Annotated in this window: 27 protein-coding genes and 1 riboswitch; of the genes, 14 read left to right on the top strand and 13 right to left on the bottom strand. The window is 35.8% G+C overall.

From position 1 onward, the window contains the following. Window positions 1-46: 46 nt before the first annotated feature. Both BUR19_RS07610 and BUR19_RS07605 read left to right on the top strand, forming a co-directional pair. Entirely contained in the window at window positions 47-325 is a 279-nt protein-coding gene (locus tag BUR19_RS07610) for a hypothetical protein (protein WP_139297282.1), read from the top strand. Window positions 326-481: 156 nt separating this feature from the next. Then, entirely contained in the window at window positions 482-820 is a 339-nt protein-coding gene (locus BUR19_RS07605; RefSeq protein WP_074234454.1) for a hypothetical protein, read from the top strand. 90 nt (window positions 821-910) lie between these two features. On the opposite strand, the gene BUR19_RS07600 is transcribed toward BUR19_RS07605, so the two are convergent. The 5 genes from BUR19_RS07600 to BUR19_RS07580 form a co-directional block, all read right to left on the bottom strand. Further along, window positions 911-3,187, bottom strand: coding sequence for a hypothetical protein (locus BUR19_RS07600; RefSeq protein WP_074234452.1), 2,277 nt, complete (start codon window positions 3,185-3,187; stop codon window positions 911-913). Beyond that, window positions 3,184-3,702 carry a hypothetical protein gene (locus BUR19_RS07595; RefSeq protein WP_074234450.1) on the bottom strand — a complete coding sequence of 173 codons (519 nt, stop codon included), beginning with the start codon at window positions 3,700-3,702 and terminating at the stop codon, window positions 3,184-3,186. The genes BUR19_RS07600 and BUR19_RS07595 overlap by 4 nt, the downstream gene beginning before the upstream one ends. A 248-nt stretch (window positions 3,703-3,950) precedes the next feature. Then, window positions 3,951-5,042, bottom strand: coding sequence for a hypothetical protein (locus BUR19_RS07590; RefSeq protein WP_074234448.1), 1,092 nt, complete (start codon window positions 5,040-5,042; stop codon window positions 3,951-3,953). 895 nt (window positions 5,043-5,937) lie between these two features. Next, window positions 5,938-7,134, bottom strand: a complete 1,197-nt coding sequence (locus BUR19_RS07585; protein ID WP_083600695.1) for an MFS transporter — start codon at window positions 7,132-7,134, stop codon at window positions 5,938-5,940. 359 nt (window positions 7,135-7,493) lie between these two features. Beyond that, the gene (locus tag BUR19_RS07580) at window positions 7,494-7,919 is read right to left on the bottom strand and encodes an SDR family NAD(P)-dependent oxidoreductase (protein WP_083600693.1); all 426 of its coding nucleotides are present in this window, start codon (window positions 7,917-7,919) and stop codon (window positions 7,494-7,496) included. Window positions 7,920-8,056: 137 nt separating this feature from the next. On the opposite strand from BUR19_RS07580, the gene BUR19_RS07575 reads away from it, so the two are divergent. From BUR19_RS07575 to BUR19_RS07565, 3 genes are all read left to right on the top strand, one after another. Further along, on the top strand, window positions 8,057-9,463 hold the full coding sequence (locus tag BUR19_RS07575) for an aminotransferase-like domain-containing protein (protein ID WP_074234446.1): 1,407 nt from the start codon (window positions 8,057-8,059) through the stop codon (window positions 9,461-9,463). 221 nt (window positions 9,464-9,684) lie between these two features. Beyond that, entirely contained in the window at window positions 9,685-10,353 is a 669-nt protein-coding gene (gene hxpB / locus BUR19_RS07570; protein WP_074234444.1) for a hexitol phosphatase HxpB, read from the top strand. 77 nt (window positions 10,354-10,430) lie between these two features. Next, window positions 10,431-10,901, top strand: a complete 471-nt coding sequence (locus BUR19_RS07565; RefSeq protein ID WP_074234442.1) for a PaaI family thioesterase — start codon at window positions 10,431-10,433, stop codon at window positions 10,899-10,901. A gap of 241 nt (window positions 10,902-11,142) precedes the next feature. Here BUR19_RS07565 and tenA read toward each other — a convergent pair whose 3' ends face one another. The 7 genes from tenA to BUR19_RS07530 all read right to left on the bottom strand — a co-directional run bounded on the left by tenA (window position 11,143) and on the right by BUR19_RS07530 (window position 18,044). Further along, a complete protein-coding gene (tenA, locus tag BUR19_RS07560) occupies window positions 11,143-11,793 on the bottom strand; it encodes a thiaminase II (protein WP_074234440.1) in 651 nt (216 codons plus the stop codon). After that, window positions 11,780-12,613, bottom strand: coding sequence for a bifunctional hydroxymethylpyrimidine kinase/phosphomethylpyrimidine kinase (thiD, locus tag BUR19_RS07555; RefSeq protein ID WP_074234438.1), 834 nt, complete (start codon window positions 12,611-12,613; stop codon window positions 11,780-11,782). The genes tenA and thiD overlap by 14 nt, the downstream gene beginning before the upstream one ends. Further along, the gene (gene thiE / locus BUR19_RS07550; RefSeq protein WP_074234436.1) at window positions 12,610-13,245 is read right to left on the bottom strand and encodes a thiamine phosphate synthase; all 636 of its coding nucleotides are present in this window, start codon (window positions 13,243-13,245) and stop codon (window positions 12,610-12,612) included. Before thiE ends, thiD begins: the two co-directional genes overlap by 4 nt. Next, the gene (gene thiM / locus BUR19_RS07545) at window positions 13,242-14,039 is read right to left on the bottom strand and encodes a hydroxyethylthiazole kinase (RefSeq protein WP_074234433.1); all 798 of its coding nucleotides are present in this window, start codon (window positions 14,037-14,039) and stop codon (window positions 13,242-13,244) included. The genes thiE and thiM overlap by 4 nt, the downstream gene beginning before the upstream one ends. Before the next feature lie 68 nt (window positions 14,040-14,107). Further along, on the bottom strand, window positions 14,108-14,332 hold the full coding sequence (locus BUR19_RS19240; protein ID WP_317041449.1) for a GNAT family N-acetyltransferase: 225 nt from the start codon (window positions 14,330-14,332) through the stop codon (window positions 14,108-14,110). A gap of 224 nt (window positions 14,333-14,556) precedes the next feature. Further along, the gene (locus tag BUR19_RS07535; protein WP_074235589.1) at window positions 14,557-15,063 is read right to left on the bottom strand and encodes a hypothetical protein; all 507 of its coding nucleotides are present in this window, start codon (window positions 15,061-15,063) and stop codon (window positions 14,557-14,559) included. Between the two features lie 267 nt (window positions 15,064-15,330). Further along, window positions 15,331-15,423, bottom strand: a riboswitch (TPP riboswitch). 278 nt (window positions 15,424-15,701) lie between these two features. Continuing rightward, a complete protein-coding gene (locus BUR19_RS07530; protein ID WP_074234430.1) occupies window positions 15,702-18,044 on the bottom strand; it encodes a TonB-dependent receptor domain-containing protein in 2,343 nt (780 codons plus the stop codon). 149 nt (window positions 18,045-18,193) lie between these two features. Here BUR19_RS07530 and BUR19_RS07525 point away from each other — a divergent pair, with 149 nt between their 5' ends. After that, on the top strand, window positions 18,194-18,475 hold the full coding sequence (locus tag BUR19_RS07525; RefSeq protein WP_083600689.1) for a ClbS/DfsB family four-helix bundle protein: 282 nt from the start codon (window positions 18,194-18,196) through the stop codon (window positions 18,473-18,475). 105 nt (window positions 18,476-18,580) lie between these two features. Here the strand turns inward: BUR19_RS07525 and pdxR are convergent, their stop codons facing one another. After that, window positions 18,581-20,023, bottom strand: coding sequence for a MocR-like pyridoxine biosynthesis transcription factor PdxR (gene pdxR / locus BUR19_RS07520; RefSeq protein ID WP_074234427.1), 1,443 nt, complete (start codon window positions 20,021-20,023; stop codon window positions 18,581-18,583). A gap of 90 nt (window positions 20,024-20,113) precedes the next feature. Here pdxR and BUR19_RS07515 point away from each other — a divergent pair, with 90 nt between their 5' ends. The 8 genes from BUR19_RS07515 to BUR19_RS07480 all read left to right on the top strand — a co-directional run bounded on the left by BUR19_RS07515 (window position 20,114) and on the right by BUR19_RS07480 (window position 26,436). Continuing rightward, on the top strand, window positions 20,114-20,560 hold the full coding sequence (locus BUR19_RS07515; protein ID WP_074234425.1) for a GNAT family N-acetyltransferase: 447 nt from the start codon (window positions 20,114-20,116) through the stop codon (window positions 20,558-20,560). A 40-nt stretch (window positions 20,561-20,600) separates the two neighbouring features. Then, window positions 20,601-21,335, top strand: a complete 735-nt coding sequence (locus tag BUR19_RS07510; RefSeq protein ID WP_074234423.1) for an AAA family ATPase — start codon at window positions 20,601-20,603, stop codon at window positions 21,333-21,335. Then, complete coding sequence (locus BUR19_RS07505) at window positions 21,320-22,063, top strand: YggS family pyridoxal phosphate-dependent enzyme (RefSeq protein ID WP_074234422.1); 744 nt, start codon at window positions 21,320-21,322, stop codon at window positions 22,061-22,063. Before BUR19_RS07510 ends, BUR19_RS07505 begins: the two co-directional genes overlap by 16 nt. Window positions 22,064-22,157: 94 nt before the next feature. After that, complete coding sequence (locus BUR19_RS07500; protein WP_074234420.1) at window positions 22,158-22,745, top strand: Crp/Fnr family transcriptional regulator; 588 nt, start codon at window positions 22,158-22,160, stop codon at window positions 22,743-22,745. A gap of 54 nt (window positions 22,746-22,799) precedes the next feature. After that, window positions 22,800-23,495, top strand: coding sequence for an MBL fold metallo-hydrolase (locus tag BUR19_RS07495; protein ID WP_074234417.1), 696 nt, complete (start codon window positions 22,800-22,802; stop codon window positions 23,493-23,495). Between the two features lie 137 nt (window positions 23,496-23,632). Continuing rightward, window positions 23,633-23,893: a SemiSWEET family transporter gene (locus BUR19_RS07490; protein ID WP_074234415.1), complete on the top strand. Its 261-nt coding sequence runs from the start codon at window positions 23,633-23,635 to the stop codon at window positions 23,891-23,893. Window positions 23,894-23,989: 96 nt separating this feature from the next. After that, window positions 23,990-24,400: a hypothetical protein gene (locus BUR19_RS07485; RefSeq protein WP_074234413.1), complete on the top strand. Its 411-nt coding sequence runs from the start codon at window positions 23,990-23,992 to the stop codon at window positions 24,398-24,400. A 605-nt stretch (window positions 24,401-25,005) separates the two neighbouring features. Beyond that, window positions 25,006-26,436: a TolC family protein gene (locus BUR19_RS07480; protein WP_083600688.1), complete on the top strand. Its 1,431-nt coding sequence runs from the start codon at window positions 25,006-25,008 to the stop codon at window positions 26,434-26,436. Window positions 26,437-26,441: the final 5 nt, after the last annotated feature.

Here is a 26,441-nt window from a genome sequence, read left to right as displayed (position 1 = left end):
ACTATCAATACCAGTGTCTCTGCAGAAGATTTGTTGGGGGCATCAAATGTATTGTGCACGTCAGTCTAACGGAGGAGGAGATTCATATCTACGTTTGATGTATTTTGAGAAAACAGGAAATACCATTCCAGCCAGAGCATCGGAGTGGTGGAAGGCATTAACCAAAAACGGCACCCCTCAAACCCATACAAACCATAACGATAAAACCTCCCAAGTCCATAAACATAGAACCTTACGAAGAATCCTTCACTCAGTTCTATTCCGATTTCTACCAGTAGCTAAAAAATCTCTAGAAGTTCTTATTCTTCAAAGTCAGAGAATATGAAGTTCAAGAAACCGCTCAGGAACTCCAGCGTTATCTAGACACAATGCCAACAGGGAAGATTCACAAAAATTCTTGGATTTTGCCAGGGTAGTGGACTTATCCATCCTTTAACCAAAAAAGTCATTCCATCCCTTATCAGCCTTGACCGCCTGACCAATGATCGCACCGAGTGGCTTAATATTCCCAGCAATCAAAGGCGTACAGCTTAGCAAAAAACCAGCACCAGACCCTCAAGTCCTTTTCTTCGAAAATATGCTTTCCCGAAATAATATCTACTTCAGCGTCAACCTTCAATTCAATGCCGAAAAACACTGTATAGAACTCCTTTTCAATAGAAAACTGAACTCCATCAAATTAGAATACCCCCAATACCTCAATCATTATCACAACCAAGATCATAACAAGAAGGATGAGTCATCAACATATCAGAAACCTACAGCGAAGCCAAATAAAAATTTAGCAATTCAGTCCAAAATAAAGGGAAGTGGAATCTAGATGATTATATTCAAAAGCTCTTAAAATCCCTATTCTTATCACAAAACCATAGGAGGTTCCCAATTTTGTTTATAAATAAGATTCAATACTTCATTGGCTTTTGTGCAGGTTAACGAATGGAATGTCGATTTTAATTCCAGCCTGTATAATGGTGAGATCAAAAGCACGGTAATTCTTTGTTACTCCATCTACAACTGTACTTTTTAAAGGCAAGAATGAAGCTCCTATAAAAGCCACCAAAGGTGTTTTCGGAATTGAATATAAGAGATTGGCATTCGGCGCAAATACTTCACTGAAATGCACATCCTTATAATATTTTTCAGAGCTTGTCAGATAGTGATTCACAATATTCCCTAAATCTACCACATTAGCGCTCAGTCCCCAATTGTTTTTTCCTACCTTCCACGTAAAGGTTACACCGATAGGTGCGGTAATGCCTCCTGTCCAGCCCTCATTGAAGGTTGATCCCGCGCTTGGGAAACTGTATGCACCATAAGCTCCAACGTAGCCATTGAAATCAATTGAAAAAGCAACTCGTCTTTTAAGTTTATATGAAGTTGGTGGGAGCGCGTGAGAACTGATGACATCTGCCATCTGTTTTGAATCTGTGGCGGTGAGAACATCTCCAAAAAATGACGTTAATTTAATCAGCTGATCTCTGTATTTTGCATCAACCTTACTGATGTATACTGCGCTTTCTGACGAAGTAGCTGTAATTGCACTCTTAACCATTGACGGTTGTACATTGTCCACTGAATCGAAGATTCTTATCAATTCAGTCAGATCCAAATCAAACTGTCGAAGAATATTTTTTTGTATAATATTAAAACCAGAAAGCTTTATAAGTTCTTTAGCATCATCTTTATTAAAAGAAGTCAGACTCCAAAGCTTTCTAAATTTACTGAAGTCATTAATAACAATTTTATCCTTTTGCCCTGTGCTGTCTTTGGAGATTGCAAACCCGTCATTAAGTTTCCAAATAAATAGTTTTTGTTCATTTTTGGTGAAAGAATATTGATTATCGCTAATATGTTTTACTTCATAACCATCCAAAGTGCTTATGTCATCATTATTTTTAAACTGATTGATCAGCTTAAATGTATTCTGTATAACACCGTTGAAGTTATGGGTCTGCAGGCTTTCATAAACAGCAAGGGTAGTCTTTAAATTTTCACTGACCATTTTACTGTTCTCTTTGGCAGACTTACATTTTACAGCATCGGCGAAACAAATCTCATTAAGATTGTCAACGATCTGATCGATAATCTTCCATATACTGTAGAAATTCTGTTTTGAAAAATCCATCTTTTCTTTACCGCTGACATTCACCAGATCATTTCTGATTTTATCAAACTGCGACAGATTGATAAGCATCTGGCTAAGTACAACCTTAACAGCATTAATATTAAGATTATTGTTAAAGATCGGATTGCTACCTCCATTGTTGCTTTCTCTATCGTAGAAATACTTTAAATAAATTAATGACGTAAGAATATTCCACTGATCCTTATTCAGCGCATTAAGTTCTTCAAAGTTAAGCAGTCTGTAATTAGGCTTATCAGAGATATAATCAATGCTGTACAGCTCTTTGGTCAATGAATAGAGCAGTATAATACTATTTCGGATATTTTTATCGTAAGAATTGCTGGCTGTGTAGTCTACTTTAAGCTCATCTAAATATAATGACTCAATAATATCTCTGTAATTGAAATTACCAGCCATCAAGCCATTTAATTTATAACCCAATTTAATGGAACTACGTATTCCGTTGAGCTTTGTATCATCACCGATGGTAAGCCTGACCCATTCGCTATCAGCAATATGTTCAGGCATTTTGATAAAATCTGTGGAAATGGCATAACGCCATTCTGTTCCAAAGTTCGGAACCTTGTAGTCCTCCAGAGAATGGATTAACTTAATGGTTTCAGGAAATGCATCCTTAATCAGCGGGTTCTGCAGCCTTGATCTTACCTGATCCATAAACCAGATTGCCGCCTCCTGCTTTGCCCTGTTGGCAAGGAAAAGAGCCATAGCATCAATAAGCTGCGCCTGTGATGGAAGCTGAAACCCAGAACTTCCCTGGCTTTGAACAGACTGCACATAATTATTCGTTAACTGCAACGATTGCCCTGCTTCGGTCTGCCCATAAAACTTTTGCGCATCCAGAATACCCACTTCAGAAAAAATATATTTGGGATTTGCTTTAAAATAAGCAGATGAAAATGTATCGATTTTACCTTTAAGAATATCAGACTTCTCTTTTATCAATACATCACGAACAGACTTCGACTGGTCAAATGTGTTTACTTTTGCAGCCATTTGGGCTTGAAGCAGAACTGCTGAATCCTGTCTTGCCTTTATGATCACCGTATCAGTTCTGATCCGATCAATCTGTTTATAATCTTATCCTGATCATCATTATAAGTCTTTAATTGATTAATCTGTTCAATCTTAAGCTCACTGATTTCCTCGGAAATCGATTTAATTTCCTGTACAAACATTTTATCTTTTGCGTTCAGCTTAAAATCATTATCCAGCTCTGTCCATTTGCTTTCTCTCAAATAACTTAGAAATTTATAAGTCGCCGGAGATTGCAATATTACGCGGTTAAGGATTTCCCTTAAATCTTTGAGATCGTTATCATTTGATGCTAACAAGTATTCTAATTTTTCAGTTCCTATCAAAGTAAGAAACTGAGCATAGACCGCAGTCTTTTGTTTTGTTTCCAAATTTGGATTGGTTAAGTATTTACTCAAATAATAGAAATTATAGAGGGGCAGATCAGCCACTACTTCCTTTTGCTGTTTGATAGGCTCTAAAGATTGGGAAAAGCAATTCAAACTGAAAAGCAAAATAGATAAATAAATAAATTTCAGTTTCATGATGTTGATTTTTAGTGATTTAGTTTTGTTTAAAGTTAAAAAATAAATTAATCACGGAGTGATATTTTATTTAATCATAGTTATCATACTATAATTATTAACCTCTTTTTACCGTTTAAGCGACTAATGCAGGACTTTTACAATTGCAGTAATATTAAAATATCGATAAAAGAAAAACCTTGTAATGGTCACAAGGTTTTATTTTTATTTCTGTCGATTAATAAGTAATAGTGTAATACTTAAAATTGTTACTTTTTAACAACCGCAGGGCTTGTCAGCTTTTTCATGTCTTCGAAAGAATGATTAGTGAAATTCTTAATCAATTCTGCAATGGTGGAAGTATCAGTACGAACAAGCTGACTGTTAATAGTAAAAATGGTATCAAAGAAATCCATTGTAAAACTGATTTTTGCCACAGAACTTTTACCCACGGAAGCTTTCCAGGAATGCTGATTAATCTTTAAATAGAACATTCTTATTTTTCCTGTCAAGACAGGATCTTTTATTCCAGGAACTTCTATAGGTTCTATGTAGTTGGTAAAAATCATATGGTCAAGCGTTTCATCTTCTGATTCAAAAGAGACCTTGAGGTTGGCAAGAGAGTTTTTGACCTGTGTCAGTATCCCATCCAGCTTATCAAAAGCAGCTTTAGGAAAGTTGAACGACCCAAAGATTTCTGTTAAAAAATCAAGATGAAGATCGACGCTGGTAACTTCCTTGCTGTAATGCTGGCTTGTCGTTTCACCAGGTATGGCATAGGCGCCCAACCTTCGGGTAAACGTATCATTAAGGTTGACAGCCTGTGCCCTTACAAAAGCTGTGGCCTGCTGAGGAATTGTAATATCGTATTTTTCTGGATGATCGTCGTATAGAGATTTCATAGATACCACATTGGCTAAAGAACTTAAAACAAGCATATCGTTATAGATTGCCAGAGCCTCAGCATTGGGATTTCCACCAGATGTTTCAGGCCCTGTTGTGTCTACAGCGACGATAGAAGTGGAGCCTGGAGCTTTCTTCGATTCCTGCACCAGTGAAAAAAGATCATCACCTGAATCCTCTTTCAACATCAGACGCGCTCCGATATTGTTAAGTGAATGCTCTTTAACCGTACTTCTAAAAGAGACAACCATTTCGTCTAATGATTCGCCATCTTCTGCTGATTTGGAACCAACTGCAGGTTTCGTGACGTAGGTGGTATTTGCCAGATCATCATGAGGATATTTGGCAACATAATTTTCTCTTGCCAACCTTTTGGCTTCTGCTTCACCTTGGGCAGTACACCAATCTGATCTGTGGTCTGCATCTACCGTGCTTTTTAACTGTGCTTGTACTAACATTTTAAATAAAATTTATAAGATTTCCTACTCATAAGGCTTTTCGGTTTCCGCCCCTTATCAGTTTGGGATAAGGACCATTTTTATTACAGTGGTTAAAATCACATTTTATTTATCTTAACCAAAATCACCAGCCTATTAACTAGTAACATCTACATGGTACACAGACATCAATTATCCCCTTGATCTGATGTAGATCAATGGTCAACTAATCGTATTATGAAAATGTATAAAAGATTATTAGGTGCTAAGAATCCACCACCAAGCTTAAACTTACAATGGTTTCAGCACTGTTACTAAATCATTAAAGGCAGGCTGTTCTGATGTTTATGGTTCGCGGACATATTAGTTTTGTTTTTTGAGTATTGTTGTTAACTTTCTTTACCAACTGCAAGAGACAGTAGAGTAGTGATCATTATTTAGTCAGCTATTTTAAGATATTATAAAATATTGAAATGTTGTTCCTGTGAAATCCAATTCGACGACAAAATAAATGCACAAGACTGGATAATGCTGCCTAAAGAATGTAAAGATTTTAATTGGTTTTGTTGTATGATGAATTAGTTTTTAAGCTTCGGCATTGATCACCTTTAGTATTCCAAAGTAACAACTATTTTCTATTTTGCAGTACAGTATAAAATACTATATATCAGATTACGTAGAATTACTATTAAAGTTTTACTATAATTACTGCACGCTCTATAAATCATTAATAGAATAAAAAATGGTTACTATATATTTTAATGCACTAGATTTATTTTTACACTAAAAAAAATCAATTTTATTTCTCTATGGACAATAAAATTGATTTTAAAAACAAGTAGTATTTTTATATATTTAATATGGTATATGAAAGTATATTATTGCCAATAATAAATGATGATAACAAAAAGTGAAATTATCTTTCATTCTTGAATGCAAAAAATGATAATATTGCTCCCAAAACTGCAAAAAATCCAAATACCTGGAAACTTTTGTTAATACCAATATTGATGATGAGGCTGAATATCAGACTTCCCAATCCATAACCCATAAACATGACAAATGCAAAGAGTCCGATTGCTATACCTTTGCGTTCAGATAAGGTCGTAATAATAGCAGCGAAAAGAGGATGCGTCATGTCAAAAGCAAGTGAAAGGGTCGCAATTAAAAAACAGGAGATTAATAATGGGTACTGCATCGCTAGCAATAAGGTGGATATTGCTCCGACTGTTATTCCTATGGGAATGATTCTATTACGACCAAATTTGTCAGCCATCTTTCCTAAAAAAGGACCTAACAGCAGACCGGGTATTCCATAGCCCAGCAATGCTAATCCTACACCTCTTTCAGTAAGATAATAGTTGCTGAAAAAGAAATATCCTGTCCATGCAAATATACCACTATGAAACATGGAGTTTAAAAGAACAAATATATAGGTACGACGCGCTCTGCTCAATTTGAGTATATTATAGTATTCAGATAACATCATTTTACCCCTTAATGTACTTTCATTTTGCTTTTGTGAGAAATTGCCACGATTTATTACGAGAATTCCCAAAATAATAATTCCTAATCCGGCAACAATCCAAAATAGCATTCTCCACCCTACAAATGAAGTCAATAATGCACCTGCGCTTGAACCAAATGCTGTTCCCGCAGCCATAAAACCGAAAAATATTCCCAAAGCATGACCTCTTTTCTCATACGGAAAATTGTCACCGATCCAACCGATTGTTGTCGGAGCGACACCTCCGGCGAGAAGTCCGGTCAGAAGCCTTAGAAAAATAAGTTGATCGATGTTTTGTACAAAGCCTGTTAGAGCAGTAGCCATTATAAATCCACACAGAGAAAAAGTAATTACTGGAAAACGTCCATATTTTTCTGACAAGGGTGCATACATCAATGTTGAAATACCATAGCTCAGCAGATAGGCAGGTTCAATGAAACTTACGTGTTGAACGGTGACCTTGAAAAGCTCAGAAAGTTGTGGAAGTATGGGAGCAACCATAAATCCTTGAAAGAAGACGATGAAGGTTCCAAGAGAAAGAATTGAAACCCACATTGTAGAAGGGCTTTGAGCAGATAATGATGTACTATTTTTATATGTATTCATTTTATTTAAAACGATAAGGAGAGAAATAAGTTTAAAAGTTATAAGCTAATATCATGGATTCTTTAATTTATTAATGGTTAATGCGATTTTGTTACCATGTTAATCCCCCTCTTGGCTCAAAAATTGACCTGTCGGTCAAGATTTATCGAGGGTTGAATCCTGCTGCGTTAGATACCGAACCTGTGTCTTTATAAGCATTAAATCCCTTAGCAGTATATCCGGGATCTACGGCTAGGTACCCTTAAGTTCATAAGCAAGCATTACTCTGTATGCATTAAGTGCTGTTTTGGAAGGACCATAGCCAGCATCCTTGAACTCATAGAATTTCCAGTTCGGATTGTCATGCAGCGTAAGTGAGGCTAATTGCGGGAGACATTTACGATGCGCGGATCGGGTGATTTTCTGAGCATTGGTATCATGGTCTTGGTCAGGCGCATTGTACCGAAGAGATTGGTCTCATAAATCTCTTTGATGTTATCCATATCAAGTATTGTTGGTGATTGTGACTGCTGACCTCGTATTTCTGCATTGTTGATTAATACATCCAAACTTGGAGTATATTGGGTGATGAATTCAAATGCTTGGTCGATAATTGATTGATCATGGGTATCCAGAGAAATGGGTATGATATTTAAATATCCAGAATTTTTTAGCTCTTCGGTCACACGTAAACCGTTTTCATAATTTTTCGAACTAAGAAACACTCTATATCCCTGTTGGGAAAATTTTTTGGCAGTCTCCAGACCAATTCCTCTGTTTGCACCACTGATAAGCACTGTTTTCATATTTTATAATTTAAAAGTCAATTAATATCGGTTCTATTTTGAACATCTGACAATCAGGCTATTCTTAATGGTTTTTCAAAGTTAAAAACATTATATTTGCAGTACAGGTACAGTTTTAATAAAAATAAGTAATACAGATGAAAAGCTATAAATTTGAATTGTTCACGATTGAGATCGAAAAAAATGTTAGGGAAGGGATTTACAAACCTGGACATAAGCTGCCATCAGTACGTCAGATCAAAGAAAAATATCAACTTAGCAGCAGTACTGTGCAACTAGGATATGAACATCTGATACTTAGCGGATTCGTTGACAGTATTCCAAAATCAGGTTATTATGTAAGCAACAACAGGGAATCAAACGCACAACCGTCAACAATTAAACATAAACCTGTTGTGAGAGATGCGACTTTCAGTAATCATCTGGCACTGACTACTTCTTTAAGGATGGGCAGGAAAATTTCAGAATTTAATGTAGCTGCTCCAGGTGACCTTATTATCCCGCAAAAGTTATTGTTAAGAACCATGCAGCAGGTCATCAGAAAGAACGGCGCTGGACTATTACGATATTATCCCGCAAGCGGATTACCTTTACTAAAACAAAATATTGTAAAACAAGCTGCATCTTATCAAACCAGGATTAGCCAAGATGAACTTCTAATAACAGACGGTGCCTTACAGGCTTTATATATTGCGTTGTCGGCAACTTGTGAGTCAGGTGATGCAATTGCGCTGGAAAGTCCGTGCGTTTTTTCTGTTCTGGAGGTTATCAGGGTATTAAAACTTAAAGTTATTGAGGTTCCCGTTGACTCCATATTTGGATTTGACATTGATTTCTTTAATAAAGCCTGCGAGAAGAATAAAATAAAAGCTGTTGTAGTTACTCCTAATTTTCATAATCCCACCGGAACTTTACTAAGCGACGAACAGAAGAAAATGTTATTGAATATTGCTCAAAGACATCACATTGCTGTAATAGAAAATGATATCTATGGAGATCTGCATTTTCAGGGTCAAAGACCCTCCACCATAAAGAGTTTTGATGAGAGCGGTCTCGTGCTGACCTATTCTTCCTATGCAAAAACACTGGCTCCAGGGATCAGACTGGGATGGCTAAGTTCAGGCCAATTTATGGAACGTGCTGAACAGGTCAGGTTTTCATTGGGTAGCAGTGTTTCACCTTTGTATCAGGAGACGGTAAATCATTTAATTGAGAGCAGCAGTTACGATCGTCATGTAAGGTCTTTTCGCTTGCAATTGGCAAAAAACGCTCACTTTGCGATCAATTTACTTTCAACTCATTTTCCCGAAAATATCTCTTTGGTAACTCCATACGGGGGATATAACCTTTGGGTAAAGATGCCCGATACAACTGACATGAAATTCTTTTATCAACAATGTGATAAAATAGGTGTTAGATTTACTCCAGGCTATACCTTTTCATTTTCATCTGCTTTCGACCAATACTTTAGACTTGTTTTTGCAGACACTTTTTCACCCAAAAGGATAGAGGCGATTAGACAGTTGGGGCAGCGTTTAAGATAGATTCAATTATAGCAACGGAGACAGGATTTATTTTCAAATAACTTTACCTATGGTGATTATTTGTTGCATTGATTGTTATTTCATTTTGATTAAACCTTCTCAAACCATTACACAAAATTAATCTGTACTGGTAATATTTCAGTAATTTGTATCATAACAAGTAAAGTTGAAGATTATAAATTTGTTGAAATTTTTCACAGCAATAATAAGAAAGATAGACAATGATAGAAGCAGTATTATTTGATATGGATGGTCTGTTAATCGATTCCGAACCTTTTTGGAAAACTGCCGAAAAAGAAGTATTCGGATCTTTAGGAATTGAGGTAACAGAGTATCACTCAACTATAACGAGCAACATGACAACGAGAGAAGTTACTGACTATTGGTTTAGTCTTAAACCTTGGAAGAATATTGGTTTAGCCGAAATCGAGCAGCAGGTTATTGATAGGGTAGGAGAACTGATTGATTTACAGGGACAGATAATGCCTGGAGTCGAAAAGACTTTAGCCTATTTTAAAGCTGCAGGATATAAAATTGGTCTGGCTACAAACTCACCGGATATGCTTATTTTCAAAGTACTAAAAAAATTGAATATTGAATGGTATTTTGATGCTATCCTCTCAGCAGAATTTGTTGACAAAGGTAAACCTAGTCCGGATATTTATATTAAAATAGCGTCTATCTTATTAGTTAATCCTTCACGATGTGTTGTATTTGAGGATTCTTCCTCCGGACTTACCGCTGCAAAAGCGGCTGGTATGTTTGTAGTCGTTGTACCTGAAAATACCCAATACCATCACACCAAATTTGATTTTGCTGATTTAAAGATCAACAGCCTACTTGATCTACAGGAAGAGCATATTCAGCATTTTAATAATTTAATTGAATAATCTACTTCTTTCCTGTCTGATTTCTAAATTATAATAAGATATCAGGAAATTTATTTAGATTTTACAAATTAACTACGATGAAATTACCTATACTTGCTTACCTGCAGAGTATGATCAATAAATCATTACTGCCTGAAATCAATACGCATTTGCAATATCCAACTGCTATAGCTACCACGCTTGGAATGGAAGTCATTGAGATTGGTCCGGGAAGAGCAACGATATCAATAGAGACATCAAAAGAATTGCACGCTAACCAACAGGGAACCATACATGGAGGTCTTATTAGCGAATTGGCCGATGCAGCCATCGGAACCGCTCACTCAACCTTTATTGAAAGAGGAGAATCTTTTACGACTATAGAACTAAAGATCAATTTTTATCGCCCGGTTTTTAGTGGATCACTTAAGGCAAAAGCCTACCCACTGCATAAAGGTAAGAATGTAAGTCATTACTTGTGCGAGGTGAAAAATGCTGAGGACAAGACGGTAGCGATGGCAACTAGTACCGTGATGACCTTACGTGGAGAAATGGCTGTTGGTCGGTAAAATGCAATTCAGAAATTGAGTATAAGTAAAACATTATATTTCCATCATATAACTAGTGAAAAGTTTATCTTCCAAACAATATGTTGAGAAGATAAACTTTTATTTTGATCACCTCTTTGGAAAATCTTCAGCATTGATTTATAAATATATCGGTCTCTGATAGCTTAGAATTGTATATCAAATTTAAGAATATGGATTAAATCAAAATACTGGGGATTATTCAAAAAGATTAAATTAATGTTTACTTCCATTTTTTTAAATAATAAGCCGCTTCCCAAAACTGATATTCCAGACGTGAAGCGGTAATAAATGCATCATTCATTCGGGTTCTTATTTCGGGAGTTGTATTTTCAGCGGCTTTATTGCAAATCTCGATGGCAGTTTTAACCGCAACAGCAAAATCTTCTCCGCCATAAGTTTCAATCCAGCTTTGATAAGGGTTTTCTGATGCTTGTTTAAGATTCAGAATGTAATCTCCGACTTCCTTATAAATCCAGAAACAAGGTAAAGTCGCTGCCAAAGCTACTTCAACAGGCTCAAAAGCTGCGGTACTTCTCAAAAAATGAATATAATGATGACAAACAGGCTCTAAAATCCCTTTGTCTGAAATTTCAAATTCTTTAAAATAAGATTCGTGCAAAGCATTTTCAACGACAATGGCATTTTCGGCAAATCTCATATATGCCAAAGCGTCTTCAATTTGATGCGCTTTACTTCCGATTAAAGCTAAAGTTCTCCCAAAATGCTCCAAATACAAAGAGTCCTGAGCAATATAAAACTGGAATTTTTCTTTGTCTAAAGTTCCATCCGATAATTCCTTAATAAAAGGCATTTCAATGATGTCTTGATAAATATTTTCAATTGATTTCCAGGCGTTTTCAGACCAATTCATTCTTGATAAGTTTTTGAGGATTAAAAAAGTGATTCAAAGGACCGTTTCCTTTTCCGGTTTGGACATCGCTTCCTTCAAGAATAGCTTCTGAAACATAGTTTTGAGCTAAAGCCACAGCTTTGTCCATAGATTTTCCTTGGGCAATAAAAGAAGCAATCGCGGATGACAATGTACAACCCGAACCGTGGGTATTTTTTGTATTTAATTTTAAAGATTCAAAAGTTTGGAAATCATCTTTATCACTATAAAATAATGATGTAATCTTTTCAGTGGTTTGATGTCCACCTTTTAGCAGAATATGTTTACAACCTAATTTTTTGATGTTTTCTCCGGCAATTTTCATATCGTCTAAAGTTTTCACTTCCATATTGGCTAAAATGGAAGCTTCATCCATATTTGGTGTGATAATATCTGAAATCGGGAAAAGTTTTTCGATAATCGTCTGGATGGTTTCTTCTTCAATCAGCCGATGTCCGCTTGTTGCAACCATTACAGGGTCAAAAACAATCGGTACTTTTTTATATTTGACTAAAGTTTCCACAATGGTTTCAACCAATTCAGGAGTGTGAACCATTCCGATTTTAATGGCGTCAGGAAAAATGTCATCTAAAATTGATTCGATCTGTTCGGAAACTGCCTGAACAGGAATCGGAAAAATATTTCGAACGCCCATCGTATTCTGAACAGGCAAAGCCGTTAAAACCGAAGTTGCATAACATCCCAAAGCTGAAATCGTTTTTATATCAGCTTGAATTCCTGCGCCTCCACTTCCATCAAAACCGGCAATCGTGAGAACTGATGGATATTTATATTTTGTCATTTTACAATTTCGTTTTTTAAATTAAAAGCTGCTTTTTGAGGATTTTCAGCACTGCATATTTCTGAAACTACAGCGATACAATCCGCTCCTGATTCCATCACAGCCTTAGCATTTTTTAAATGGATATTTCCGATGGCAACCAGTGGTTTTTCCGTCAGTTTTCTGATTTTTATTAAACCTTCCAATCCCCATTCTGTAACCGTATCTGTCTTCGTATCAGTTCTGAAAACCGGACTGATTCCTAAATAATCCGAAACAATCGTTTCTTGATTTTCAAGTTGCTCCAAATATTCAATGGAATATCCAATCATTTTATTTTGAAATAAATTTTCTCTCAAAACAGTTGGCTGAGTATCATTATTCCCGACGTGAATTCCAAAAGCATCGACTTCTTTAGCTACGAAAGTATTATCATTAATGATTAAAGGAATTCCATATTTGTCAGTAATTTCTTTCAAACGAATAGCTTTTTCCAGAAAATCTTGGACAGAAGCATTTTTCTCCCGTAACTGAATGATGTCTACTCCACCCAAAATTGATTGTTCGGCAACTTCAAGAAAATTTCGTCCTTTGCAATCAGCTTCAGAAATCACAAGATATAATTGATAAGGAAAAGAATGAATCAAACTCATTTTTTAGAAACTTTTACATTTTCAAAAAATTCCTGTTCAGAAATATTGTAAAGCTTATCCAAAATATTCATTTGAAGGCTTCCCGGTCCATTTGAAATCTTTTCAGACAATTCGCCTGCAATTCCTAAAAGCGACATTGCAGCAACGGTAGATTCAGTTTTATTTTCAGAAATTCCGGCAAAAGCTCCAACAATCGCTGATGCAGAACAACCCAGACCCGTTATTTTTGTCATTAAAGGGTGTCCGTTTTCAACAAAATAAGTTTCTTTATTATCGATAATAATATCCGTTGCTCCCGAAATACAGACTACAGACTGATAATTTTCAACAAGATATTTTGCCGAATTAATTGCTTCGTTACTTTCTGCTGTACTGTCAACTCCTTTTGTGACAGTTTTATTGGCTTTGGCTAAAGCGATAATTTCCGAGGCATTTCCCCTGATAACGGTTGGTTTGAATTGTAGAAGCTTCGCCAAAACCTCATCTCTGAAAGAAGTTGCGCCGGCTCCGACTGGGTCTAAAATCCAAGTTTTATTTGTGCGATGAGCTTCTTCTGCTGCAATTAACATTGATTCAAACCAATATTCATCAAGTGTTCCGATATTGATAACAATTGCATTCGAAATGGCAACCATTTCTTTGATTTCAGATTTTGCGTGAGCCATAATCGGGGAAGCTCCGACTGCCAGAAGCGCATTGGCAGTGTTATTCATTACCACAAAATTGGTAATATTATGAACCAGCGGCGATTGATTTTTTACGGATTGAATGTAATTCCAAAGGTTGTTTTCCATTATAGAAATTTTATGATATTTTTTAATAATTTACAGAGTTTTCTCAAAACAAACACTGTCTTCAACGCCTACATATTGCCCGTATTTAGTATGATGTTATAATCACATTTTTTATATAGAGCAACAGCGTCAATCTGTTTTTTCCCGGTTTCTAAAACTATTCTACTATACTTCAGTTCTTTTGCCCATTGTTCAAGTTCCTTCAAAATAATTGAGACAAAACCTTTTCCTCTACTTTCGAGAAATGTAAACATTCGTTTTACTTCTACGGAATGATCATCAAATTCTTTAATTGCTCCACATGCTACAGCATCATTTTCAAAAAAAAATTAACAACACAGTTTTTTAGCATATCGATCTTGTTAAGTTGATCATAAAAGAATGATCTTCATTATTCATGGATGCTAAATAAGTGTCTAATTTTTTCATAAGATCTTTAAAGTCCTTACTTTCTGAAGTTGTTCTTACAATTTGCATATTATTTTTTTTTCTGATAAAAATTGAATGTATTATTGCTCTATTGCTGATTGCGAACCATGATATGTGATGGTATGTCAAATTGTTTTAAGTGGGATTGACCACAAATTTTAAATTGGCTTCTTTCGAAAAAAGGAATAAGTGGATCGTTTTGTGGAAGCTCTATCCAATGCGCATAAGAACGTGTAATCGAAAGGCATTTTTGCCACAATGAATCATATACTTCTTGGGAGATATATTCGGCAGCAATATAAAATGTTAAGTATACTGCTTTTTTATCTTCAAGAATCTCCGGTTGTTCATATGAACTTTTAACAATTGCGTAACCTAATGGCTTATCGTTCTCAAATACAATTACCATTTGAGAGCTTAAATCATTTAACTCATTAATGGCGTCCCTTCTATCAAGTTTCTTATCGATTAATTGATCAATCTCTTCAGGCTCTATAACCCCGTCACATATCTGTTTAAACTGCAATCTTTTGAGATCAAAAAGAAAATCAATTCCCTCTTCTGAACCTACAGTAAATTTTGAAATGATACTCATATAACTAAATTTTTTAACAAAATTAAATAGTACTTGAGTCATTACTACAGTACAGAATTAGTAGAAATGACAGATACAGTTTATGATTATTGCTATTATGAATTGAATTTTTTTGAGAGCAATAACCTTAAAATATTATGAGTCTGGAGGTATGTTTTTTGCGAAAGATTTCATGTGTTGCCAAAAGCGATTTTTTCATTGTTTTTCTTTTTAAATTTATAAAATGCTTTAGGACTGAAATCAGATATGACAAGCATCATCAAGGATAATGATGCATGTGCTTTTCCCTACGTTGGTATTAACCGAATCAGGTTCTAAGGGACTCTCTCAATTCTTTTCAGAATACCCCTAAAGCGAATACAAATTTAATAATATTTAAACTGGCAAGCAAGATATTTTAGGATTTTGATTGTTAAGAATAAAAAACTTTTATCTTTCAAAATAGACCAATCGGTTTTTTATAGTTTTGTCAAAATATTTTAGGCAATTATATATTTGAATGTACCAAATCGAAAATATAAGATATATATGCCTAAAATCATCTAGAATTCTTAAATCTAGTAAAAAGCTGAAGTTTTAGATAAGGTTATATCTTGGTACATTTAAGTATATTGTCACCTAAACGGAAATGATCATTCTTAATTTGCTCTGTTCTTTTCATCAAATTTCATATTTCGATCCTGTGCTTTTACTTTTCTATTTCCAAAATTGTAAGTTAACGAAACAGTCAGATTTTGTCCATCATAGTAATTGTTGAATGAGTGGACAGAATTCTGATAGTAGATCTCACCGTGACTTTTGGCCTGACGGAAAATATCAGAAACATAGACATTCATCTGAAGATCTTTGTTCATCAGATTTAATTTTATACCGGATGTGAAATTTCCGACAAAGTAAGAATAGACATTTCCAATATCGGAAGGCAGACGAAACCAGTAATTCATAAAAAACTGGATTGTTTTGTCTTTTTTTAAAGCAAAACTATTCTGGAGGTTGAAAGTGGTGCTGTTTCCTTTTCTGGAAGCTGCATCGGTCGCAAAAACCTGAGTTTCCATATGAGAGAAATCACCTGAGTAGTTTATTTCCCAAAAATTGAACAGAGTATCGGAGAAACTCAGGGAAATGCCTGTACTGTTTTTATTAAAAAAATTATAGAAGTTGCTTGTCTTATTTTCTCCATCCAAAACTACGAGCTGGCTGAAAGCATCTAATTCTCTCTGAAAATATGCCGAGGCAGAAAATTTCCCTTTATAAAGATATGACAGTTCAAAATTATGATTGATAGAAGGGTTTAAAGCTGGGTTTCCGGAATAGTACGAGTTAATATTAGTATACCAGCGAAATGGATTGATGGCACGGAAACCCGGTCGGTTGATCCTTTTTGAGTAATTGATATTAAAAGTATTGTTATCATCAGCTTTGTATGATAGATATAAGGTTGGAAACAATTTACCATAGGAATTTTCTGTATTCTGTCCGGTGGATACTGATGCACCGTTTACGGTAGAATATTCATATCGTAAGCCTGCTTTGACAGTCCATCTTTCTGCTATTTCTTTTTCCATGCTCACATATGCAGCATAATTCTTTTCTTTATAATTAAAAATATTGGTTCTCAGCGGATCTGTGATATAAGTTCCGTTGATCAGATTCTGGTATCTGATGTCGGAATTGTTATCAAAGCTGGTAAATTTAATTCCGGTTTCTGTCTTTGCAAATTCAAACGGAAGCGTCAGATCAGCCTGACCGGAATATATTTTGTAATTCAGTTCAGACGGTGTTTTGACGATGAAAGAATTACCAGAGTTGTCGTCCGTTGTGAAATCAATATTGCTTGTGGGCGTATTGGAAAAATAATTTCCCGTAATGCTCAATTTGTTATCCCGCTTTCCGAATTTCAGATCATAGTACGCGCTTATAGTATTGTTTTTATTTTTGGTTCTGTGCTCAGCATAGGTATATAGAGAGTTGGTGTAGTTTCCATTTTGAGAATAATCCGAAGTATTCGTTATATCCATCCCAGAGTTTCCCAGTCCGTAATCGTAAACTAATCCTATACTTGATCTTTTATTGAGCTCGTAGTCCAAACTATAATTTAGGCCGCCGCCGTTCCAAAAATCTCTTCTGTCATCTGAGCTTACCATACCGTCTGAGCCTTCAATCTTGTAATTCTCATACGAATGTTTCTGACTGTCATACTGTCTCAGCTTCAGTGATGACCTCAGTTTTTCACCTTGATAATTGACCGCCGCAGAATTGGAAAATCCGGCATAGGTGGTCTGAAAAAGACTGGTTGTCAGATTGCCGCTCCAGCCCATATTCTGGTTTTTCTTCAGAACAATATTAATCAGTCCACTATTACCCTGAGCTTCATATTTGGAAGGTGGTGCGGTGATGACCTCTATTTTTTCGATATTTTCCGAACGCAGACCTTTCAGGTAGTTGATGAGCTCCGTTCCTGTAAGGTTCAGCATTCTATCATTGATCATCACAGCGATCCCGCTTTTCCCGACCATAGAGATCCCCTCATTCTCATCAACTCTGATCTGTGGCGTGTTGTTAAGCGCTTCTATGCCATCCATTCCCTGCGAAGCTGCAGAATTGGCAATATTAAAGACCAACCGGTCCGCTTTTCTTTCGATCAATTTCTTTTTCGCCATTACGACTACGCCTTCGATCTCTTTTGCAGGCTTATTTTCAAGAGTAAAATCGTGTTTTGTACTTCCGTTGATGGTAATAAGATCTTTTGAAACTTCCATACCGTCGAGAATGCAAACTATTTCATAAACTCCATTTTCAGGAAGTTTCAGAGTGAAATTTCCCTTTTCGTCGGATATAACACTATGTTTTAATTGATTTTTTACCGCAATAATTTCTGCATATGAAACCTGATTTCCCGATTGTGTAATCTTTCCTGTGATACTTTGTGATAAAGCCAGAAAAGGGATTATTAAAATAACTGAAAGCAATGTCTTCTTCATGATTGTATTAATAGTTCATTATGATGACAATCATGAGCTGTTTTTTATTACATCTACTCATTATTTGATGCAACAATTTTTTCTTCATCTTTGATAAGGGGAGCAGCTTATTGCATTTTTGAATCAATGAAAGATTCTGGGATTTTTGATTGAAAATCCAAAATTCAAAGTGTAAATTAGCCCATAAATTTTATAAAGACTACGAAAGAGATGACTTTACCGTTTTACAGGAAAAGCTACAAAGTACTGTTGATAAGATTTTAAAGGTTATTGATACAAAGTCCAATATTGAACTCTATGAGACAACTTGGTATGAAAAATGGACGCTTGGAAGGATGATTCAATTCAATACAGCTTCCCCTTACACAAATGCAAAGGCAAGACTGCGTAAGTGGAAAAAAGAAAAATCTGCTATGTTTAAGTCATTGTAATCATTTAGTTTTATCTTCTTCAGCACAGGTTATTTACTGTTCCTGATTTCGCATCTTACCGATCTGCAGTTTATTCGCGTTTATGATATGTGAAGATCAATGAATTTATTGTTTTTTCAACAAATGATGTAATAAATCAATTGTTACCTCCATTTCCTGTTCGTTCATTGACGCAAAACCTAAACGAAAGGCATTTGATTCTTCGTCTGTTCTGATGATTTTCAGCAAATGAGTATTTTGAAGTTGTTTCACCGAAAATTCTTTTTTCAGGGTAAGCCAAACAGCCATTCCACCATTAGGCAGAGTGAATAAACTATATTCGGAAAGTTGACTTTGCAGCAGATCATTTAAAAAATCCCTTCGGTGATGGTAGATCTTTTTGGCTTTTTTTAGATGTCGTTTAAGCTCTCCTGTCTTTATTAATTCAGCTAAAGCATTTTGCATATAGCCGTCACCACCCACATCGATCATCTTTCGCAGCGCTGTACATTGTGCTATAAAATTTTGGGGAGCTACCATAAAGCCAATACGAAGCGAAGGATCCAGTAACTTTGAAAAAGAACCGATGTAGATAACATTTCCCTGATGATGGGCACTTGCCAAAGGAAGATAGGGCGAGGATGCATAATGATAGTCGTAGTCATAATCATCTTCTATGATGACAAATGAATGTATGTTGGAAAGTTCCAGGAGTTTCATTCGCCGCTCCACGCTAAGTGTTACCGTAGTTGGATAATGATGATGTGGAATAACATATACTGCATTGATTTTTTTCTTTTTACATAGCTGTTCTATTTGATCAGTATCAATGCCCTCCTCATCCACAGCAACTTCAATAAGTTGAGCACCTGTTTCAGTGAAGGTTTCGTTGGCAACGGGATAATTCGGTTTCCCTACAATGATCGTGGACTGTTTATTTAATAATAACTGTGCAGCAAGATAAATACTCATTTGCGCCCCGTGCGTAATCAGGATATTCTCAGCTGAAATGTTTAAACCTCTGGTGTCTGAAAGGAATTTGACGAGCTCTTCCCGTAGCCTGACCGTTCCTTGTGTAGTACCTGTATTCGAATTTTTTATGGACAATTTCCTTGAGGTTAAAGAGCGGTATGTTTTCAGCAATTCATCAATCGGCGACAGTCTTATGTCGGGATGCCCGTCATCAATAATCATCTCGACAGTCTCTTTTTCAACAGAACTAGATTTGTCAATTACTCTGAAGTTTATTTTCAGATCATTATCATAAGAATGTCCCAACTCGTTTTCATTCCATTTTTTAGGCTGAAGCAATGGGAGTTTTTCTGCAACCATTACAAATTTTCTCGGGTAAACCGTGATCCATCCCTGCGCTTCGAGTTCATCATAGGAAGCAATGACCGTTTTGCGGTGCACATTTAAAATTGCAGCCATTTCCCGGCTTCCAGGCAGATGTATTCCCGGTTTTAAGATACCGTTTTGGATCGTATTGATAATTGCAAATGCGATCTGCTTATAAACAGCGATACTACTTTTTTTGTCAATCAGGATGATATGTTCTAAAGGAAGCATGTTGGACTACTTGTTATATTGAAACTGGATGACAAATATAGTCCAAGGTATTAATATTTTTGTCCCATCATTAAAAAATAATTTTCAACTATGGATTACAAAATTAAAAAAGCCAGTTTAGAGAACTTGGAGGAAACAGCAGAATTATTCAATCTTTATCGTATTTTTTACCGTCAGGAATCTGACCTGGAAAAAGGAAAAGAATTTCTGAAAGAACGTTTCTTAAACAGCGAGTCGGATATTTTTTTGGTTGTTGTAGATGATAAAGCGGTGGGTTTTGTGCAATTGTATAAACTGTTTCATTATACCAAATTACAAAAACAATGGTTGTTGAGCGATCTTTTTGTTCATCCCGATCACAGAGGAAAAGGATTTTCGGTTGCACTGATAAACCGAAGTAAACAATGGTGCGAAGAAACCGGAGCATGCGGATTGATGCTGGAAACTGAAAAAACCAACGATATAGGCAATTCTCTTTATCCTCGCTGCGGATTTGAATATGATGGACTGCACAATTATTACCATTGGTGGTTATAAGAACTATAAAGTAACTAATATTAGCCGGTAACTGTTAAGGATGAGTATATTTGATCTGATCATAGACGATAAAGAAAAAATAAGGCTTGATGATATTTCTCTAAATGATGACAATCGACGTGTCTGTATGCAAATAATGAAAGAGAACTTCTACAGCGAGGAACTTTCACGTTATGGGTTGCCGGTTAGCAATAAAATTCTGCTTCACGGTACATCTGGATGTGGCAAGACGATGACAGCAAAAGCAATGGCTTGTGAACTCAATAAAAAAATATTGATTTTAAATCTCAGTAATGTGGTTTGCTCACGAATTGGTGAGACGTCACAAAACATGAGGCAGATCTTTGAGAAGGCAGGAAGGGAGAAGGCGGTTTTATTTTTAGACGAATTTGACCAGATCGGGAAATCAAGAGGTAGTGATGATAAAGATGTCGGCGAGATGCGAAGGCTCGTTAACACCATTATTCAACTGATCGACTATTTTCCGCAAAATGCCTTATTGATTTGCGCTACCAATCATACTGATATTATTGACGCGGCATTGTTGAGGAGATTTCAAATAAAATTAAAGTATGAACTGCCAGAAAAAGAAATTCTAGATAACTATTATGATCGTATTCTGTCAGTGTTTCCCGAAAATGTAAGGCAGATAACACGCCAATATGATATTTCATTTGCCGAAGCCAAAGATCACACTTACACCACTGTAAAATCAATGCTGATAAACAAATGGGATCAAAATGAAAAAGAAGAGGAAATATGCACGACGAAATAATTAATAATTTGAACAGCATTTTGAATAGAATAGAAAATGCCTGTATTGCAGCCAATCGAGATCCTGATACAGTCAAGCTTTTGCTGGCTACGAAAACCGTTTCTGCTGAGCGAATCAGGATTGCTTTGCAGAACGGACAGACATTAATAGCAGAAAACAAAGTGCAGGAACTCAAAGAAAAGTTTGATGTATTAAAAGATAGCAAACATACGAATCATTTCATCGGCCATCTGCAATCCAATAAAATCAAAGATATTCTTAAATATGAAGTCACCTGCATTCAATCCGTAGATCGTATAAGTTTGGCCGAAAAACTACACCAAAAGCTGCAGCTGGAAAACAAAAGTATGGACATCTTTATTCAGGTCAATACTTCGGGTGAAGAAAGTAAGTTTGGAGCGCATCCGGACGAGACCATAAGCCTGATTCGTGAAATCGCTCAATTAAATACTCTTAAAATAAAAGGCTTAATGACTATAGGTCTGTTCAGTGCAGAAACGGAAAAAGTCCGCCATTGTTTCCGTTTATTGAAAGATATTCAACAGCAAATCATCTCCTTGGATATTCCTAATGTAGAAATGACAGAACTGTCTATGGGGATGAGTAATGATCTTGAGACGGCTATCGAGGAAGGGGCGACAATTATTAGGGTTGGTACTGCGGTGTTCGGACAAAGAATGTATCCTGACAGTTATTATTGGAACGAAAATAAAGAAGATAAGAAATAAGGGTATTAACTTCTGTAAAGTGTTATATTCATTAGATTTGTAGAAAAATATTCTTCATCAGTCAAGAGTAAAGTAATAGGACTAAAACTATACAATGATAACTGCATTTAAAAATTATATATTGTCAAAAGGGGTGTTAACAGACGAAGAATTCAATTTTTCAGCTCAGTTCTTCAAACCGGTGCATCTAAAAAAAGGAGAATATTTCATTCAGGAAGATAAAATTTGCCGTTATATTGGATTTATTGTTGTTGGTGCTGTAAAAGCATATGCTATCGACAAAGAAGGAAAAGAGAATATAACCTGTTTTAAGTTTGAAAATGAATTTGTTACGTCATTTTCGGAGTTTGTGGCCCAGGAAAAAAGCAGAAGGAATATCAGGACTATAGAAGATAGTGTGATTTACAGGATAAGCTACACGGACTACCAGCATCTCCTTAGTCGGGTAACCGCTTGGAACGTAATTATAAGATCAGTGGTAGAGCATGAGTATAACCAGAAAGAAAGTTATCTGCTGAATTACAACAATAAGCCTGCTATGGATAAGTACCACCATGTCCTGTACAAAGAACAGATGCTTGTTCATCGAGTATCCACTCAGGATCTGGCGTCTTATCTGGGCATTACTCAGCGATCGCTTACGCGTGCAAAGGGACAACTTCTGAGATCTAACGTATTATAGGACAAATGTCCTTATTCAATCCTGGTCAGCAATGTAGTTTTGCAAAAAAAATATATGTTAAGCCGAATTGCTCCCAAAGTGTATCAGATCTCATTGATGCCACGAAATAGTATTAACTGTTATATTATAGAGAATGTATTGGTAGACTCCGGGATTCGGAGTTCGTATGCCACTATAAAAAAAGCACTTCATAAAGTTTCTGTTTACCAGCATATACTGACCCATGCACATGCAGATCATCAAGGTTGTAGTGATCAGATATGCGCTGAGTTCTCAATACCATTGATTTGCCACCCAGACGAAGTTCTCAGAACCGAAACGGGTATGGTAACCACTGATTACCCAACACCGCAACATTGGGTGGCAAAACTACAGCAAAAGTATTGGGCAGGCCAGGGGCATAAAGTTGACCGGACAGTAGTTGAAAATGATCGGATAGGAAACTTTCGGGTAATAGAAACGCCTGGGCATTCGGCAGGCCATATTTCTTTATTCCGTGAGAAAGATGGAGTGCTGATAATCGGAGATGCAGCGACTAATATGAATCTGCTAACTACAGCAGTTGGTCTGCGGCTTCCACCAAAGATATTCACTTCGGATCAGCAGCGCAATATACAGTCACTAGAGAAGTTAGCAAAATTGAACCCAAAAATTATCTGCTTTGGTCACGGACCTGTCATGCGAAATACCAATCGTAAGTTTGAACAATTTGTTGATAAATGCAGGGTTGCTTTATTTAAACAAAGGTAACTATCTGAAGAAATGGTTTGTCCTATTTTGTAAAAGCCTTAATTTTTTATTTCTATCTGCGAAGCCCAACAAATGCTTCCAAGTTCTAAAGTGGCATAATAATTTCAATTTTAATCCGGACTTTAAAATTAAATAGAATGGATGGGAAATTTATGCAGGTATTAGGATGGGTAGCAACAGGGACTGCAATGGCAATGTATTTTTCATATATCCCACAGATCGCCCATAATTTAAATGGTGATAAGGGTGATTGGCTTCAGCCTTTGGTTGCCGCACTCAATTGTACACTTTGGGTCACTTATGGTTATATTAAAAAACCTAAAAGCGACTGGCCGATCGTGGTCGCGAATTCGCCGGGCATATTCTTTGGTTTGTTCGCATTCATTACTGCCTTATAGAAAGATACTGCAACAATTGCTAATATCAAATGATGAACGAAAATCTCGCAATGGCTTAATTTATGTAACTAGGCTTAACACCAAAATGAATAAAATATGTATAAGAAAATTCTTGCAGGCTTAGTAGGCGCCATTGCCCTTAACCTAGTCCATGAGATCATCAGAAGGAACTTTGATAATGTTCCTGAAGTGAATAAAGTAGGAGAGGAAGCTTTAAATAAAGCATTAGATACAGTAGACCTCAAGATTACGGATCAAGATCAGCTCTATGGTTTGACACTAGCAGGAGATGTTTTCAGTAATGGAATTTATTATGCTTCGACAGCCACGAGTGGTTTCAATATTGCCTCGGGATTAGCAGCAGGTCTGGGAGCTGTCGTACTACCACAAAAAATGGGGCTTGATGACTCTCCGGTTGCGGAAACCAATCAGAAGAAAATTATGACAGTCGGATATTATCTTTTTGGTGCGATAGTAACGAAGCTGATCTATGACAAGATAAAATAATACATTTTATAAATTTCCCATCAAGCTAGGGCTATTGAATCTCATTAAGTGATTGAGTGCAAAGATGGATAAGCCATCCGTGAAATATGTCAGGTAATTAGTTTATTTTTAAATTAAGTGACCAAGACGAGCGTATCTTCAAACACTTTTGTCGATGATTTGATTCGATTAAGCCAAATTAAACAAGAATTAGCTATAATTAATTTGGGCTTTAATTTCTAATATTTTGCAATTTAATTTTTAGGTTTTGGGAATAGTGGGAATTGGCATAATTTGACTTTATTATATTTCGATTGTCTTCTACCTTTTCATAAAGGTTTTACGAAGTTATATTTAATTTATATAATGATATAACTTGGTACATTCAAATATAGTTCCCTTTATTTTTTTACTAATGATTTTTAAAAGATTAATTATGAATACTATATCAAAACGTAATTATCATTTTCATTTTGATGATTTTTTTATTATCTTTAAGCAAATGAAAATTCATACAATTTTACTGATATGAATTAGACTATCTCTGTTTTTTTCTTTCATCATTTTGAATTCCAAAATGTTGGGTTCTCAATGATAAATTAGTTTTTGCAGAAAATATTAAAATTATGAGATTCAGGAAAATTCTACTTGCCTCACTTCTGATTTTTTCTTCCAAAATGCTTTGTCAGCAATATACATTGAAGGAATGTATAGAAAAAGGAAAGCAAAATAATGTCGTTATAAAGCTGGCGGAGCAATCTTTGGAAACCCGTGAAAAACTTCTGCAATCCAACAAAAACAATAATCTTCCGAAAGTCGATTTTCTTGGTGGTTATAATTACATCGGAGAACCTATCAAAATCAATCTTCAGCAAGTAAAAGACGGAATTGTAGAAGGTTCAGCCACTCAAAGTGCATCTTCTGCCAATGCTGTTTACCAACAGATTACCGGAAATCCACTTCCTCAGCAAGTGCAGAATGTGATTTATCAGACTTCCAAAGATATTATCAGTGCGGTTTATCCCAATTACAATCCTGCGATTGCAAAACAAAGTTATTTCTTGGCAGGAATTCTCGCTCGTCAACCGATTTATTTGGGCGGAAAACTCAATGCTGCAAAAGAGCTTTCTAGACAACAGGTAGAAAGCGGAAAAGCGAATCTGAAATCTTCGCAAGACCTTACAGCCTATAATATTTCATTGAATTATATTCAGGTGATGTATCTCAATTCGATGATTCAAAAACAGGAAAAAATAGTTGAATCTCTTGAAAATAATGAGAAATATGCACAAAGTCTTCTGAAAGCTGAAATCATTCCGCCTTATCTAAAAAACTGGTCAAATATTACAAAGCTTCAGGGCGAAACCAATCTTAAAAACCTGAAACTCGAAAAAGAAAATGCACTTTTGACTTTGAAAGATTTAATGGGAATTTCGCTTGACGAACCAATAGAAATCAATGAAGAACTGAATGAAAATATTGAAGTTCCCACTTTCCCCTCATTAGAAAAAAATGCAGATTTAAAATTATTATTAAGTAAAAAGAAAGAAGCGGAAACGACTCATAATATTACCAAATCTCTTTCCAGACCAAACATTTTCGCCATTGGAAATTATCAGTTTTTCAGAAATGACCTTCCGCTCATCACGCCGCCTTGGCTAGTCGGGATAGAAATGCAATGGACACTTTTTGACCCGGAAAGGAAATCCAAAAATCTAGCTTCACAATCCTTGATAAAAGAAGCCGACCTTTTGATTGACCAGAAACAAAAATCTGTGGATTTGGCAACCAAAATTTCTGAGAATAAATTAATCAGTTTCAAAGAACAGAGTGAAACCTTTGATGCGGCAAGAAAACAAACTTATACGACCACGGAAATGGTAAGGAAAAGAATGGAAAACAGCCTTTCCTCCGTGAAAGATGTAAATGATGCTTTGCAACTCCAATATGAAGCCGAAAAATTGTATTACACGTCTTTGGTGGCTTACCAAACTGTGATTGCGACCTATTTTTATATCACAGGAAACGTCGAAAATATTACCAATTACATTCCTTAAACTGA

The organism is Epilithonimonas zeae, from assembly GCF_900141765.1.
Taxonomy (GTDB): Bacteria; Bacteroidota; Bacteroidia; order Flavobacteriales; family Weeksellaceae; genus Epilithonimonas; species Epilithonimonas zeae.
This window is presented reverse-complemented; position numbering and strand designations above follow the sequence as displayed.